We start from the raw sequence: 14,393 nt of genomic DNA, 5'->3' as shown, positions 1-14,393 counted from the left end.
ACTTGTACAAGCTTATATTCATGTACAAGTTTTTCGGAGACAGCCATGCACGAGCCATCCACCGAACGTAAGCCTCGCATCGCCATCAGCGCCTGCCTGACGGGCCACAGTGTGCGCTACAACGGCGGGCACAAGGCGTCCGACCTCTGCCGTACACAGCTGGAAGCGCATTTCGACTGGCTGCCGGTCTGCCCCGAGGTGGCGATTGGCCTGGGTGTACCGCGTGATCCGATCCGGCTGGTCGGCGACCCCGAGCACCCTTCGGTGGTCGGCACCCGCGATCCCGGCAACGACCTCACCGGCCCGTTGCGCACCTACGGCGAGCAAATGGCCGCCGAGCTCGACGATATCTGCGGCTACATCTTCATGCAGAAATCGCCCTCTTGTGGCCTGGAGCGGGTCAAGGTCTACCAGGACAATGGCTACCCCGCCCCTCAAGGCGGCACAGGTGCCTATGCTGCCGCCTTCTGCGCCTGTCGCCCGGACCTGCCCGTGGAGGAAGAAGGCCGCCTGCACGATCCGGTGCTGCGCGAGAACTTCATCAGCCGTGTCTACGCCTACGCCGATTGGCAGCACCTGCTGGCCCAAGGCCTGAGCCGCGGTGCCTTGGTGCGCTTCCACTCCCGCTACAAATACCTGTTGATGGCCAACAACCCCCAGGCTTATCGCCAGCTGGGCCGTCTGCTTGGGAGCATGAGCAGGGACGACGACCCCCAGGAGATCGGGCCACGTTACTTCAGCCAGCTGATGCAGGCCCTGCGTCGCTGCGCCAGCCGAGGGACCCATGGCAATGTGCTGCAGCACCTCAGTGGTTATTTCAAAGGGGCAATGACCCCGCAGGACAAGGCCGAACTCCAGCACATCATCGATCAGTACCAGCAAGGCGTGGTGCCCTTGGTGGTGCCGCTGACCCTGCTCAAGCACTATCTGCGCAAACACCCTGACCCCTACCTGTTGCAGCAGGCCTACCTGCAACCTCACCCCGACAGCCTGGGGCTACGCAATGCCGTCTGACATGCTGATGCCGATTGGCGAACTGGCCCGGCGTACCGGAGTGAACCCGGTGACATTGCGGGCCTGGGAGCGGCGATATGGCCTGCTCAAACCGCAACGCACCGCCAAAGGCCATCGCCTGTATGGCCAAGACCAGGTCGACCGGGTCGACGCCATTCTCGCCTGGCTGGCACGCGGCGCGTCAGTGGGCCAGGTACGCGAACTGCTCGAGAAGCCCTCAGCCGTAGCGCCACAAGGCGACTGGCAAACCCGTCAGCAGCAACTGATCGAGGCCATCGCCAACCTCTCCCAACGTGCCCTCGACCAGCAACTCAACCAGGCCATGGCGTTGTACCCCGCCGTCACCTTGTGCGAACAACTGTTGCTACCGCTGATGGACAGCCTGAACCAACGCTGGCGCAACTATTTCAATGCCCAGCTCGAGCAGGTTTTTTTCCATACCTGGCTACGCAGCAAGCTGGGCGCGCGGGTCTATCACGACAACCAACTGCTGCATGGGCCAGCCGTGCTGCTGGCAGTGGATGCAGAGCATGCCTTCGACCTGGGCCTGTGGCTGTGTGCCTGGCTACTGAGCAGCAACGGCATCCCGGTCGAAGTGCTTGAACAGCCGGTCAGTGGCGCGCAACTGCAACGTGCCGTTATCGCGCTACAGCCCCGCGCGTTGCTCTTGCAGCTAGGTCCGCGCATCGATGCCAAGGCCCTGCTGCGTACCCTGCAAGGGGTCCCTGGGGTAAAGCTGCTGGGCGGCGCCACTGTCGCGCTGCACCAAGCCCAGTTGCAGACAATGAACCTGCCTGAGCTTTACCTGTTCGATACACCGCAGGCGGCATTGCGCGCGCTGCAAGGCAATGACCGCCGGCCTGCTGAATGAGTACACCATGCAACTGATCTGGCTACGCAGCGACCTGCGCATAGACGACAACACCGCCCTGAGTGCTGCCTGCGAACGGGGCCCCACATTGGCATTATGGCTGGCCAGCCCAGGCCAGTGGCACGCGCACGACGATGCCGCCTGCAAGGTCGACTTCTGGCTACGCAACCTGCACGACCTGCGCCAGTCACTGGGCAAGCTCAACATCCCACTGCTGATCCGCAGGATCGACACCTGGGATGAAGCGGCATCCGCGCTGCTTGAGGTTTGCCGCCAGCACCAGGTCGAAGCCGTGCACTGGAATGATGAATACGGCATCAACGAGAACGACCGTGACCAAGCCACCCGCAAGCGGTTGGCGGCATCGGGCATCCAGGTCCATAACTACCTCGACCAATTGCTGTTTCGCCCCGGCACTGTCCTCACGCGCAGCGGCGATTACTTCCAAGTGTTCAGCCAATTCAAGAAGGTTTGCCTTGAACACTTGCACCGCAGCTTGCCAGCCCTTGCCCCGCGGGTGAAATGCCAGGCACCGCTGGGCATTCCCAGCGACCCGGTACCCGCGCAGGTGGAGGGCTTCGATAAACCCACCGCCTCGCTCGTCGCCCACTGGCCAGCGGGTGAAGGCGAAGCCCAAGCACGGCTCACGCGCTTTGTCGACGAAACCATCGAGGATTACCAGCACCTGCGCGATCTGCCAGCCCAACCCGGCACCAGCCAGCTGTCGGCGTACCTGGCCGCCGGTGTTATCTCGCCGCGCCAATGCCTGCATGCCGCCCTGGCCAGCAACCGCGGCGAGTTCGACAGCGGCAGCAGCGGTATTCAGACATGGATCAACGAACTGCTTTGGCGCGAGTTCTACAAGCACATCCTCACCGGTTATCCACAGGTGTCGCGCCATCGCGCTTTCCGTAGCCACACCGAAGCCCTGCCCTGGCGTGATGCGCCAGAAGACCTCCTGGCCTGGAAACAAGGGCGCACTGGGTTCCCGATCATCGATGCGGCCATGCGTCAGTTGCTGCAAACCGGCTGGATGCACAACCGCCTGCGGATGATCGTCGCTATGTTCCTCAGCAAGAACCTGCTGATCGACTGGCGCGAGGGCGAGCGCCATTTCATGCACCACCTGATCGACGGCGACTTGGCGGCCAACAATGGCGGTTGGCAGTGGAGCGCCTCCACAGGTACCGACGCGGTGCCCTACTTCCGCATTTTCAACCCGATTTCGCAGTCACAGCGCTTTGACCCAGAGGGGGCCTTTATCCGCCACTGGCTACCGGAACTTAAGGACCTGGATGAAAAAAACATTCATCAACCGGTGAAGTCTGCTGATCTTTTTGCTAATACTTGCTACCACCGTCCGATTGTCGATCTCGGAAGTAGTCGCCAGCGCGCACTGGACGCATTCAAGAACCTGCCGCGCCGGTGATTCAGAGGGCAGCATCTTGACCAACTCGCGTAGTTTCTGGGTTACAGGGGCCAGCAATGGATTGGGCCTGGCCTTGGTGGAGCAGTTGCTTGAGCAAGGACACCGGGTTGCCGCCAGTGGGAAAGACAGCCAAGCGTTGGATGAATTGGCGACACACCATGGCGACAGGCTCCTGCGCCTGCCTTGGCAGTTGCATCATGAGCATCAGGCAGCCCGCGCCAGCGGGGAGATCTCACGTGCCTGGAAGTCACTGGACAGCCTGATCATCAATGCTGGCACCAGCGATTACCTGGAAGGCGCCGTGGCGCACAACGATCTCTTCGAGAAAATCATCAGCACGAATCGGGTGGCGGGTGAATATTGCCTGGCCAGCGCCCTGCCGTTGTTGGCCAGGGGGGACATGCCGCAGGTGATGGCGATTTTCAGCCGTTACTCGGCTTTGCAGTTGTATGCGCCCACACAAACGACCGCAGGCTGGAACAACACCCCCCAGTGGTTGCGCGAACAGCGCGAGCCGTTGAAGGGGATGGGGATCGATTTGACAGTGGTTGCACCGCAATCCCTGAAGACACCGGTGACCTCGGCGCAAGCCCTGCCCGATCCCTGGACGCCGCAGAACGCGGCAGAAGAACTGCTGCAACGGTTGCCGTTACGTGAACCTGAACTGGTGCTTGAGACGTTGGACCCGAGCAGCTTGTGGCCGTTGTCTCGCCAATAGCCGCAACCTGCTCTGCAGGGCCGAGTCTACATTGTAAAACGTTGAACACCGTGCGACCGATGCCACAGCACAGGCAGGATGGCGCTCAATGATTGCGGATCGGCGCTGCTCCAGAACGCGGCTTCGCGTGGCGGCCCTTCGGCCAGTAGGCCACGTGCGTCGAGCAGCCGCTGCAGTTGCCGCGCCACCGCAGCGCCGGTATCGATGATGGCCACATCGGCGGGCACCATCTCGGCCAGCAGGGGCCGCAGGAAGGGATAGTGGGTACAACCCAATATCAATGTGTCACAACCGGCCGCCAGCAGCGGCTGCACATAGCCGAGCAATAACTGGCGCAACTGCGGGCTGCCCAGGTCACCGGTCTCGATCAGTTCGACCAACCCGGGGCAAGGCTGGGTGACCACCCGCACATCGTTGGCGAAGCGGTCGAGCAACGCCGCGAACTTGGCGCTCTGCAATGTGCCGGTGGTTGCCAGCACGCCCACCACGCCGGAACGGGTGGCTGCAGCAGCGGGTTTTACCGCCGGCTCCATGCCTACCAGTGGCCAGTCGGGGTAAAGCTCGCGCAGATCGGCAACGGCCGCCACGGTAGCCGTGTTACAGGCCAGAACCATCGCCTTGGCCCCCTGTGCCTGGAAAAACTCGGCAATTCGCCGGCAACGCTGGCGGATATAATCCGGGCTTTTTTCGCCGTAGGGCACATGGCCACAATCGGCCACGTAAAGCAGCGATTCGTGGGGCAAAAGGCTCTGGATTTCGGCCAGGACCGACAAGCCGCCGACCCCGGAGTCCATCACGCCGACGGGGGCCGAGCGCTCAGCCATCGCGCTTGCCGCATACACTGCAGGCAGGATCACGCTTGACCCGCAGCTCACGCAGGCGCGTGCCCAAGGCGTCGATCAGCAGCAGGCGGCCTACCAGCGGCTCACCGAAGCCGGCGAGCAGCTTCATGGCCTCCAGTGCCTGCAGGCTGCCGACCAACCCGACCAGCGGGCCGATCACCCCCGCTTCACTGCAGGTCAGCTCATCCTCGCTGCCATGGCCATACAGGCAGTGGTAGCAAGGGCTGTAGTCGCGCCGAGGGTCGAACACAGACAACTGCCCTTCGAGGCGGATCGCAGCACCACTGACCAGCGGTTTGCCAACGGCGAAGCAGGCAGCGTTGACGGCCTCACGGGTAGCAAAGTTGTCGGAGCAGTCCAGCACCAGGTCGACCGCTGCCACTGCCGCAGCCAGGGAATCTTCGTCCAGTGCCTGGTGATGAGCGACCAGGGTGACCTCGGGGTTGATCGCCTGCAGGCGTTGCAGCGCCGAGTCCACCTTGCTCATCCCGACATTGCTGCTGTCATGAATGACCTGGCGCTGGAGATTGGTCAGGTCGACAGTGTCGAAGTCGGCCAGGTGCAGCTCCCCAACGCCAGCAGCGGCAAGGTACAACGCCACGGGCGAGCCGAGCCCCCCCAGGCCGACGATCAACGCCTTGCTCCGCTTCAGACGCAGTTGGCCGTCGATATCCACCTGGGCCAGCAGAATCTGACGGCTGTAACGCAACAGTTCCTGATCGCTCAACATGGCATGCGCCCCAGGGAAATACGTTCATGACCCCCCAGGTCCCTGCGGCTGGCTATCTCGATGAAGCCTTGCGCAGCCAACAGCGCGCGCACTGCCACAGCCTGGTCGTAGCCATGTTCGAGCAACAACCACCCACCTGGCAACAGGTACGTCGGGGCCTGGCTGACGATCGCCCGCAGGTCATCCAGGCCATCGGCGCCGGCGACCAGCGCGCTGCAGGGCTCGAAGCGCACATCCCCGGCGACCAGGTGCGGGTCTTCGGCGGCGATGTAAGGCGGGTTGCTGAGAATCAGGTCAAATTGCTGGCCAGCCAGGTTGCTGAACCAATGGCTGGCCAGCACCTGGACATTGCCCAGGCCCAGGCGCTGGCGATTACGTTCGGCCAGCGCTACTGCCTCCTCGACCCGATCCACCGCCGTGACCTGCCAGGCGGGGCAGTCGCTGGCCAGGGCCAGGGCGATGGCACCCGTACCGGTGCCCAGGTCGAGCACCTTGGCCGGCGAAGCCGGTTGCAACGCCAGGGCAGTCTCGACCAGCAGCTCGGTATCCGGCCGCGGGATCAGTGTATGCGGGGCGACCTCCAGGTCGAGCTTCCAGAAGCCCTGCTGCCCAAGAATGTAGGCCACCGGCTCGCCGGCCCGGCGACGCTGCAGGTAGCCGGCATAGGTCTCGGCATCTTCGCTGCTGACGATCCGCTCTGGCCAGGTGTGCAGGAAGCTGCGCGACTTGCCAATGGCGGCAGCCAGCAGTAACTCGGCGTCCAGGCGCTCCGAGGGCGAATCGGGCAGCTGCGCATTGCGCAGCAGGCTGGCAATAATGGTCATCAGTCCCCCAGAGCAGCCAATTGATCGGCCTGGTATTCGGCCAGCAACGGTTCGATCACGGCGTCCACGCCACCGGCCAGGATGTCGTCGAGGGAATACAAGGTCAGGTTGATACGGTGATCGGTCACCCGTCCCTGTGGGTAGTTGTAGGTACGGATGCGCTCGGAGCGGTCCCCCGAACCCACCAGCAGCTTGCGCTCGCTGGCGATGGCGTTCTGCGCAGCGCTGGTCTGCATGTCGTTGAGCTTGGCCGACAGCCAGGACATGGCGCGGGCGCGGTTCTTATGCTGAGAACGCTCTTCCTGGCACTCGACCACGATCCCGGTAGGCAAGTGGGTGATGCGGATAGCGGAGTCGGTCTTGTTGACGTGCTGACCACCGGCACCGGAGGCGCGGTAGGTATCCACGCGCAAGTCGGCCGGGTTGATCTCGATGGCGACCTGCTCATCGGGCTCAGGCAACACCGCCACCGTGCACGCCGAGGTGTGGATCCGGCCCTGCGACTCGGTTTCCGGCACCCGCTGCACGCGGTGCGCGCCTGATTCGAACTTGAGCTTGCCGTACACGCTGTCGCCCTCGACACGCGCGATGATCTCTTTGTAGCCGCCGTGCTCGCCTTCGTTCTCAGAGAGAATCTCCAGGCGCCAGCCACGCCGCTCGGCGTAACGCGAATACATGCGGAACAGGTCGCCAGAGAAGATTGCCGCTTCGTCCCCCCCGGTGCCGGCACGGATTTCGAGGAACACGTTGCGCCCGTCGTTGGGGTCCTTGGGCAGCAGCATGCGCTGCAACTGCGACTCCAGGCCTGCCAGCTGCTCCTTGGCTTCACGCACCTCATCCACGGCCATTTCGCGCATGTCGGGGTCAGCATCCTTGAGCAGTGCCTGGGCGCCTTCGAGGTCGTCCTGCACCTTGCGCCACGCCTGATAGGCGGCGATCACCGGCTCCACTTCGGCATATTCGCGCGAGTAAGCGCGAAAGCGGGTCTGGTCGGAAATGACTTCGGCATCACCCAGCAGTGCGGTGAGTTCCTCGAAGCGGTCCTGGAGCGTGTCCAGTTTGTTCAGCAGCGACGCTTTCATTGCAGGGATTTGTCCGTGGAGCCCTCATTGAGGGCAAAGAGTTCCTGGGCCATGGCCAGCGCATCGAGGCGGCCCTCGGCCGAGAGCTTTTTCAGTTGCACGCTAGGCGCATGCAGCAGTTTGTTGGTCAGCCCCCGGGCCAGTTGGGCCAATACTTCCTCGGGGTTGCCGCCGTTGGCCAGCAGGCGCTGGGCTTTTTGCAATTCTTCGTCGCGCAGGCGCTCGCTTTGCTGGCGGTAGGCACGCAGTACGTCCACGGCGCCCAGCTCGCGCAGGCGCACCATGAAGTCCTCAGCACCCACCGAAACCAGCTCTTCAGCTGCCTGAGCCGCCCCTTGGCGGCTCTTGAGGTTTTCTGCGACCACTTCGTGCAGGTCGTCGACGGTGTACAGGTAGACGTCGTCGAGTTCACCGACCTCCGTCTCGATGTCACGCGGTACGGCAATGTCGACCATGAAGATCGGCTTGTGGCGGCGCTGCTTCAGCGCGCTTTCCACCGCACCCTTGCCGAGGATCGGCAACTGGCTGGCGGTGGAGCTGATGACGATGTCGCTGTTGGCCAGTTCCTGGGGGATGTCAGCCAGCAACACGGCATGGGCACCGAACTGCTCGGCAAGAAGGCTGGCCCGTTCCAGGGTACGGTTGGCCACGACGATACGGCGCACACCCTGCTCATGCAGGTGACGGGCCACCAGGGTGATGGTTTCACCGGCGCCGATCAGCAACGCCTGGCTGCGTCCCAGGTCGCTGAAGATCTGCCGCGCCAGGCTCACCGCGGCAAACGCCACCGACACAGGGTTTTCGCCGATTGCAGTGTCGGTGCGCACCTGCTTGGCTGCACTGAAGGTGGCCTGGAACAGGCGCCCGAGCAGCGGGCCGACGGTACCGGCCTCGCGCGCGACAGCATAGGCCGACTTCATCTGGCCGAGGATCTGCGGTTCGCCGAGCACGAGCGAGTCCAGGCCGGAGGCCACCCGCATCATGTGCCTCACCGCGTCGTGCTCTTCATGGATATAGGCGCTGGCGCGCAGTTCATCCACGTTCAGGCGGTGATAATCGGCCAGCCACTGCAGAACGGCGTCGGCCGACAGCTGATCCTGCTCTATATAGAGCTCGCTACGGTTGCAGGTCGACAGGATCGCCGCTTCGCGGCTGGCGGTCAGTCGGCAGAGCTGCTGCAGGGCGTCGACCAGCTGCTCGGGGGTAAACGCCACGCGCTCGCGTACGTCTACCGAGGCAGTCTTATGGTTGATACCAAGTGCAAGAAAGGCCATGCAAGGTCGCTGGTTGTGACGGGAAGCCGATAATTGTCCTCTTTCGCAGGTTTCAGGACAACCACCGTTCGCTATTGAGCTGATAGCACCTGCTCGCCCGACCTGCTTTCGCGCTGGTAACAAAGCCGGCAAGCACACCAGGCGCCCTGTGGGAGCCGGCTTGCCGGCGATGCTGACACCGCGGTCGTGGCGCCGGCTTCGCCGGTGATCGCCGGCAAGCCGGCTGCCACAAAGTCCGTGCCGGGTCAGGGTATATTTCTTACAGAACAAGGCGTGCCAAGACAACTTTCGATACATTCAAAACGATTTATTCCACAAGTCTGTAGCCCGTTTCTGAAACAAAGCCTTAGGTATTGCTCCCTCTCAATTCGACGCCTAGCCTTGCCAATCACTGACCGGGCCAAGCACTCCCGCCTGCGAATAAAACCTTAACATCTGGGGAAATTGCAGGGTATGCCGATAAGGTTGCAGGGGTTGGCAAAGCAGCGAACCTGATCAAGAAAGGCGCCTATATCGGCATTGCGTTGGAGGTCGCAAGCACAAGCTTATCAATCAAAAAAGCATGCGCAGAAGGGAGAGATGAAGAATGCAAAAGAGCTACCATCGTTGAGAGTGGTTCACTTGCAGGTAGCGTGGGAGGAGGCCTAATTGGCTCAATCGGTGGAAATCTCATTGGAATGGCAGCCTGTAGCGTGGTCTTAGGAATAGCATCAGGCGGGCCTGGAGCGATCGCGTGTGGGGTAGGGGGCGGAGCCTTGGGAGGAATCGTAGGCGGGGAGCTCGGAAATGAAGGAGGAGAATATCTGGGCGAAATTTTGTATGAGCGAGTGATAAAGTGACCACAATTCAACTTGCTTTAGGCGCAGCCTATGGCATTATTTTTACAGCGATTTTTATCTCTCTACCTCTAACATTTTATTTATCACATCGCGACACCGAATATATAGAGTCCCTGCTACCCAGCTGCAAAATCATCAATGACAATAGAAAGCTATATTCTGAATTTGGCCTGACTGGCAAAATCATTCGGTTTGGGGCGCTGTCTCTGATGTTAGTTTTCCCAGAGGCGTATGCACGCAGGGGCCTGATAAAAATTGATGAGGTTGATCGGCTACCCGAACGAATGAAAAAACGACTATGCAGACTTGTCATCTTCAACCTCGCCTTATTTCTAGCATTACTGTTAACTCACGCGTGCCGATATCTCATTTGAATCTCGAGAATCCGCCAAGCCGCCATTGGCAAAATCGACGCCAGGGCTGGCACCACAATGCACATACGCCGCAACTTGGCAGACCCCATTGACATCCAATGCATGCCCGAGATATCCAGACGCCTGCTCCTGTTTTCTGGTATACCATGACACTATCGCTTCTATCACTGATAGTTCTAGAGTGAGACGTGAGCGCGGAGCACTCACGCGCCACGCCTGCCCCTGCTAGACAGGCATAGCTATCAGATCAAATGGAGTTGGGGCCAACTTTCAAAGCCCTCAGGCTCAGCGCGCACCCTGCTCTTACATATTCAACCTGGGCAGTCACCGCATCTTTCACTACTGCTTCGCCAAGATCAGTGAGTTCTTGCCTTTTGACATGTTCGACACTCAAGTGCAGCATGTGCATTGCAACATCCATCGCCTTCTGGAATGCCAGTAGCGTCGTATTCGGCCCTAGCTCAGCAATCACCCTTTCCCAGCGGTTGTCTGCATCCGCCTGCAGGGTCAGGAATTCTTTCATGGAAACCTTATCGTCGGCATAAATGCTGGTCAGTAAATCTTCAAGCGATTTCGAAAGAACTGTCATGGCGATCTCCTTGAGTTCTAGTATTTCGGGAGACGCCTCATGAAGTCAGAAGATGATTCATCAAGGCGTATTCCGTGAGGCTTCTGTAGGTGAGTCAGTAAACTAACTCAACCACCAAAGGGGGCTATCAGGCCATTCCACTCGAACTGAACAATCCTCCACGCCGACGCAGCGATTTTTTTCAATCGCCCGCTTCAAATGCTCCCTGACATTCCGGTGAACACGTGCTGGATGCCAGGGGAGGCCAATCGGGGCCCTCCACCCTCCACCCTCCAACGGGACCGAACGCCCAAAAATGCGGATCCCTACTGCTGCACACGCTTGCGAACCTCTACTTCACCCCACTGTCCCACCTAGCAACACCCACGCTGTACACCACGACCTTCGCAGGTGGGTTTGCCCCCGCGCTTGTGTCATCATGCTCCGACCGCCGGTAAGTCCTTTTAAGCCTCCTTATATGAACAGACCCTACGCATTGCTGCTTGCCTTCGCCCTGCTCCAGGGCTGCCAGAGCCTGGCCCCGCAAAAGGCCGAGTCTCCCGTTGCCGAAGCCGGCAAAAGTGAGGCCGAAAAGCCCGTGGTGTATGGGTCGTTCAAACAGGACACGCTCTACAGCCTGCTGGTGGCCGAGCTGGCCGGCCAGCGCAACCGTTTCGACATCGCCCTGGCCAACTACGCCGACCAGGCCGAGAAGACCCAGGACCCTGCTGTTTCCGAGCGTGCCTACCGCATCGCCGAGTACCTGGGCGCGGACGAGCCGGCCCTGGATACCGCACTGATCTGGGCCCGCAACGACCCGCAGAACCTCGACGCCCAGCGCGCTGCCGCCATCCAGCTGGCGCGTGCTGGCCGTTATGACGACTCCATGGCCTATATGGAGAAAGTCCTGCAAGGCCAGGGAGACACTCACTTCGACTTCCTCGCCCTGTCGGCTGCCGAGACCGACCAGAGCACCCGCGACGGCCTGATGCAAAGCTTCGACCGCCTGCTGGTCAAATACCCGGACAACAGCCAGCTGGTGTTTGGCAAAGCCCTGCTGCTGAACCAGGACGGCAAGGCCGAAGAAGCCCTGAACCTGCTGGAAGAGCACCCTGCGCAAAATGGCGAGATCGCCCCGATCCTGCTGCGCGCACGCCTGCTGCAGGCCCTGGACCGCGGCCCGGAAGCCTTGCCACTGCTGCGCGGCGCCATCCGCGACAACCCGGACGACAAGCGCCTGCGCCTGACCTACGCGCGCACCCTGGTCGAACAGGACCGCATCGCCGACGCCAAAGGCGAATTCATCAGCCTCGTCCAGCAGTACCCCGATGACGACGAACTGCGCTACTCCCTGGCCCTGGTGTGCCTGGAGAACAAGGACTGGGACGAAGCCGAAAGCTACCTGCGCGAGCTGATTGACCGCGACAGCAATGTCGATGCCGCGCACCTGAACCTGGGCCGCATCGCCGAGGAGCGCCACGACCCCGCAGGCGCCCTGCGCGAATACGCCTTGGTCGGCCCCGGCCCGGATTACCTGCCGGCACAACTGCGCCAAGCTGACATCCTGATCGCCAACGGCCGCGGCACCGAAGCGTCGCGCCAGCTCGCCGAGGCCCGCGAGGCGCAGCCAGATATCGCCATTCAGCTGTACCTGATCGAATCGGAAAGCTACAGCAACAACAACAAGGACGCCCAGGCCAACCAGGTGCTGCAGCAGGCCATCCAGCGCTACCCGGACGACCTCAACCTGCTTTACACCCGCGCCATGCTGGCCGAGAAGCGTGACGACCTGGCGCAGATGGAAAAAGACCTGCGCGCGATCATCGCCCGCGAGCCGGAAAACGCCATGGCCCTCAACGCCCTGGGCTACACCCTGGCCGACCGCACCACCCGCTATGCCGAAGCCAAGGCACTGATCGACAAGGCCCACCAACTGACCCCGGACGACCCCGCCATCCTCGACAGCCTCGGCTGGGTGGCCTATCGCCAGGGCAACCTCGACGAAGCCGAACGCTACCTGCGCCAGGCGCTGGAGCGCTTCCCCGACCATGAGGTGGCCGCCCACCTGGGCGAGGTCCTGTGGGCCAACGGCAAGCGTCGTGAAGCCCGCCAGGTCTGGGCCAAAGCCTTCGAGACCCAGCCCGACAGCCCTATCCTGCGCAAGACCGTCTTGCGCCTGACCGGATCCGAGACCCTTTAACGCCATGTTCTTGCGCCATTGCATCACCTTCACCCTCATTGCCCTGCTGGCCGGCTGCGCCGGTTTCGGTAGCCGCGAAGCCCTGCAGGGCCACGGCGACCCACAGCAGTGGCGTGCCCATAAAGAACAGCTGAGCAGCCTCGATGGCTGGCAGATCAACGGCAAAGTCGGTATTCGCGCCCCACGTGACTCCGGCAGCGGCACACTGTTCTGGCTGCAGCGCCAGGACTACTTCGACATCCGCCTGGCCGGGCCCCTGGGTCGCGGCGCTGCACGCCTGACCGGCCGCCCTGGCGGAGTGGTATTGGAGGTAGCCAACCAGGGCCGCTACGAGGCCAGCAGCCCCGAGGCGCTGCTGCAAGAGCAGCTGGGCTGGCAGTTGCCCGTCTCGCACCTGGTCTGGTGGGTGCGTGGCCTGCCCGCCCCTGACAGCAAAAGCAAGCTGACGCTCGATGGCGACAGCCGCCTGGCAAGCCTCGACCAGGATGGCTGGCAGGTACAGTACCTGAGCTACACCGAACAGAACGGTTACTGGTTGCCCGAGCGCCTGAAGCTGCACGGCAAGGACCTCGATGTGACCCTGGTCGTCAAGGACTGGCAGCCACGCCAGCTGGGGCACTGATCGATGCAAACGCTCACCCTGCCCGCCCCGGCCAAGCTCAACCTGTGGTTGCACATCATCGGCCGCCGCCCGGACGGATACCATGAGCTGGAGACCGTGTTCCAGTTCCTCGACCACGGTGACGAGCTCACCTTCGCCCGGCGTGAAGACGGGGTGATCCGCCTGCACACCGAGATCGACGCCGTGCCCCACGACAGCAACCTGATCGTGCGGGCTGCGCGCAAACTTCAGGAACAGGCCGGTACACCACTGGGCGCTGACATCTGGCTGAACAAGGTGCTGCCCATGGGTGGCGGTATCGGTGGCGGCAGTTCGGATGCGGCGACTACGCTGCTGGCGCTGGCGCACTTGTGGGAGCTGAGCTGGGACGAAGATCGCCTGGCCGCCTTGGGCCTGACCCTGGGCGCCGATGTGCCGGTGTTCGTCCGCGGCCATGCAGCGTTCGCCCAAGGTGTGGGCGAGCAACTGACCCCGGTTGACCCGATCGAGCCGTGGTATGTCGTGCTGGTGCCGCAAGTGTCTGTCAGCACAGTAGAAATTTTTTCACATCCGCAGTTGACACGTGATTCCCTCCCCCTTAAGATGCGCCCCGTTCCCGAGGGAAACAGTCGAAATGACTGCCAACGGGTAGTTGAGCAACGTTATCCAGAAGTTCGAAACGCATTGAATTCACTGGGTAAATTCACCGAAGCTCGGCTAACCGGAACTGGAAGTTGTGTGTTTGGGGCCTTCCCAAGCAAAGCCGAAGCTGATAAAGTTCTGGCCCTTCTTTCAGCGACCCAAACAGGGTTTGTGGCGAAAGGAAGCAATGTTTCGATGTTGCATCGCAAGCTGCAAAGTCTGGTCAAGAAGTCGAGTGCCTAGCGCTCGCAGCAACAGATACAGGGGCGTCGCCAAGCGGTAAGGCAGCAGGTTTTGATCCTGCCATGCGTTGGTTCGAATCCAGCCGCCCCTGCCATTTTCCTTATACTCATCCAGGTATACCCTCAGCCTCCAGGTACTGCGC

The 14,393-nt window shown here is 61.7% G+C and carries 14 protein-coding genes and 1 tRNA gene; 9 read left to right on the top strand and 6 right to left on the bottom strand.

The genetic code is table 11. The annotated features are described in order from the left end of the window. Nucleotides 1-45: 45 nt before the first annotated feature. From APH34_RS08425 to APH34_RS08410, 4 genes are read left to right on the top strand one after another with little or no spacing between them, the layout of a single operon-like run. The gene (locus tag APH34_RS08425) at nt 46-1,014 is read left to right on the top strand and encodes a DUF523 and DUF1722 domain-containing protein (RefSeq protein ID WP_054900714.1); all 969 of its coding nucleotides are present in this window, start codon (nt 46-48) and stop codon (nt 1,012-1,014) included. Continuing rightward, complete coding sequence (locus tag APH34_RS08420) at nt 1,004-1,885, top strand: MerR family transcriptional regulator (RefSeq protein ID WP_054900713.1); 882 nt, start codon at nt 1,004-1,006, stop codon at nt 1,883-1,885. Before APH34_RS08425 ends, APH34_RS08420 begins: the two co-directional genes overlap by 11 nt. Nucleotides 1,886-1,892: 7 nt before the next feature. Next, entirely contained in the window at nt 1,893-3,314 is a 1,422-nt protein-coding gene (gene phrB / locus APH34_RS08415) for a deoxyribodipyrimidine photo-lyase (protein WP_054900785.1), read from the top strand. A gap of 16 nt (nt 3,315-3,330) precedes the next feature. Beyond that, nucleotides 3,331-4,032 (top strand): SDR family oxidoreductase, encoded by a 702-nt coding sequence (locus APH34_RS08410; protein WP_054900712.1) that lies wholly within the window; start codon nt 3,331-3,333, stop codon nt 4,030-4,032. 26 nt (nt 4,033-4,058) lie between these two features. On the opposite strand, the gene murI is transcribed toward APH34_RS08410, so the two are convergent. From murI to hemA, 5 genes are read right to left on the bottom strand one after another with little or no spacing between them, the layout of a single operon-like run. After that, nucleotides 4,059-4,856 carry a glutamate racemase gene (gene murI / locus APH34_RS08405; RefSeq protein ID WP_054900711.1) on the bottom strand — a complete coding sequence of 266 codons (798 nt, stop codon included), beginning with the start codon at nt 4,854-4,856 and terminating at the stop codon, nt 4,059-4,061. Continuing rightward, nucleotides 4,849-5,604 carry a molybdopterin-synthase adenylyltransferase MoeB gene (locus APH34_RS08400; protein WP_054900710.1) on the bottom strand — a complete coding sequence of 252 codons (756 nt, stop codon included), beginning with the start codon at nt 5,602-5,604 and terminating at the stop codon, nt 4,849-4,851. The genes murI and APH34_RS08400 overlap by 8 nt, the downstream gene beginning before the upstream one ends. Next, nucleotides 5,598-6,428, bottom strand: coding sequence for a peptide chain release factor N(5)-glutamine methyltransferase (gene prmC, locus APH34_RS08395; RefSeq protein WP_054900709.1), 831 nt, complete (start codon nt 6,426-6,428; stop codon nt 5,598-5,600). The genes APH34_RS08400 and prmC overlap by 7 nt, the downstream gene beginning before the upstream one ends. Next, a complete protein-coding gene (gene prfA, locus APH34_RS08390; protein WP_054900708.1) occupies nt 6,428-7,510 on the bottom strand; it encodes a peptide chain release factor 1 in 1,083 nt (360 codons plus the stop codon). The genes prmC and prfA overlap by 1 nt, the downstream gene beginning before the upstream one ends. Next, nucleotides 7,507-8,784, bottom strand: a complete 1,278-nt coding sequence (hemA, locus tag APH34_RS08385) for a glutamyl-tRNA reductase (protein ID WP_054900707.1) — start codon at nt 8,782-8,784, stop codon at nt 7,507-7,509. The genes prfA and hemA overlap by 4 nt, the downstream gene beginning before the upstream one ends. A gap of 835 nt (nt 8,785-9,619) precedes the next feature. Between hemA and APH34_RS29210 the strand changes: the two genes are divergently transcribed. Next, a complete protein-coding gene (locus APH34_RS29210; RefSeq protein ID WP_156358070.1) occupies nt 9,620-9,997 on the top strand; it encodes a hypothetical protein in 378 nt (125 codons plus the stop codon). A gap of 247 nt (nt 9,998-10,244) precedes the next feature. On the opposite strand, the gene APH34_RS08380 is transcribed toward APH34_RS29210, so the two are convergent. Continuing rightward, complete coding sequence (locus APH34_RS08380; RefSeq protein ID WP_054900706.1) at nt 10,245-10,586, bottom strand: hypothetical protein; 342 nt, start codon at nt 10,584-10,586, stop codon at nt 10,245-10,247. A gap of 457 nt (nt 10,587-11,043) precedes the next feature. Here APH34_RS08380 and APH34_RS08375 point away from each other — a divergent pair, with 457 nt between their 5' ends. The 4 genes from APH34_RS08375 to APH34_RS08360 all read left to right on the top strand — a co-directional run bounded on the left by APH34_RS08375 (nt 11,044) and on the right by APH34_RS08360 (nt 14,345). Continuing rightward, nucleotides 11,044-12,765 carry a tetratricopeptide repeat protein gene (locus APH34_RS08375; protein ID WP_054900705.1) on the top strand — a complete coding sequence of 574 codons (1,722 nt, stop codon included), beginning with the start codon at nt 11,044-11,046 and terminating at the stop codon, nt 12,763-12,765. A 4-nt stretch (nt 12,766-12,769) separates the two neighbouring features. Next, nucleotides 12,770-13,387 (top strand): lipoprotein insertase outer membrane protein LolB, encoded by a 618-nt coding sequence (lolB, locus tag APH34_RS08370; RefSeq protein WP_054900704.1) that lies wholly within the window; start codon nt 12,770-12,772, stop codon nt 13,385-13,387. 3 nt (nt 13,388-13,390) lie between these two features. Then, on the top strand, nt 13,391-14,251 hold the full coding sequence (gene ispE / locus APH34_RS08365; protein WP_054900703.1) for a 4-(cytidine 5'-diphospho)-2-C-methyl-D-erythritol kinase: 861 nt from the start codon (nt 13,391-13,393) through the stop codon (nt 14,249-14,251). A 19-nt stretch (nt 14,252-14,270) separates the two neighbouring features. Continuing rightward, a tRNA-Gln gene (locus APH34_RS08360) sits at nt 14,271-14,345 on the top strand. Nucleotides 14,346-14,393: the final 48 nt, after the last annotated feature.

This window comes from Pseudomonas sp. NBRC 111131 (assembly GCF_001320525.1).
In the GTDB taxonomy this organism is placed as follows: Bacteria; Pseudomonadota; Gammaproteobacteria; order Pseudomonadales; family Pseudomonadaceae; genus Aquipseudomonas; species Aquipseudomonas ceruminis.
The sequence above is the reverse complement of the archived record's forward strand: the minus strand, read 5'-3'. Positions and strand labels throughout refer to the sequence as shown.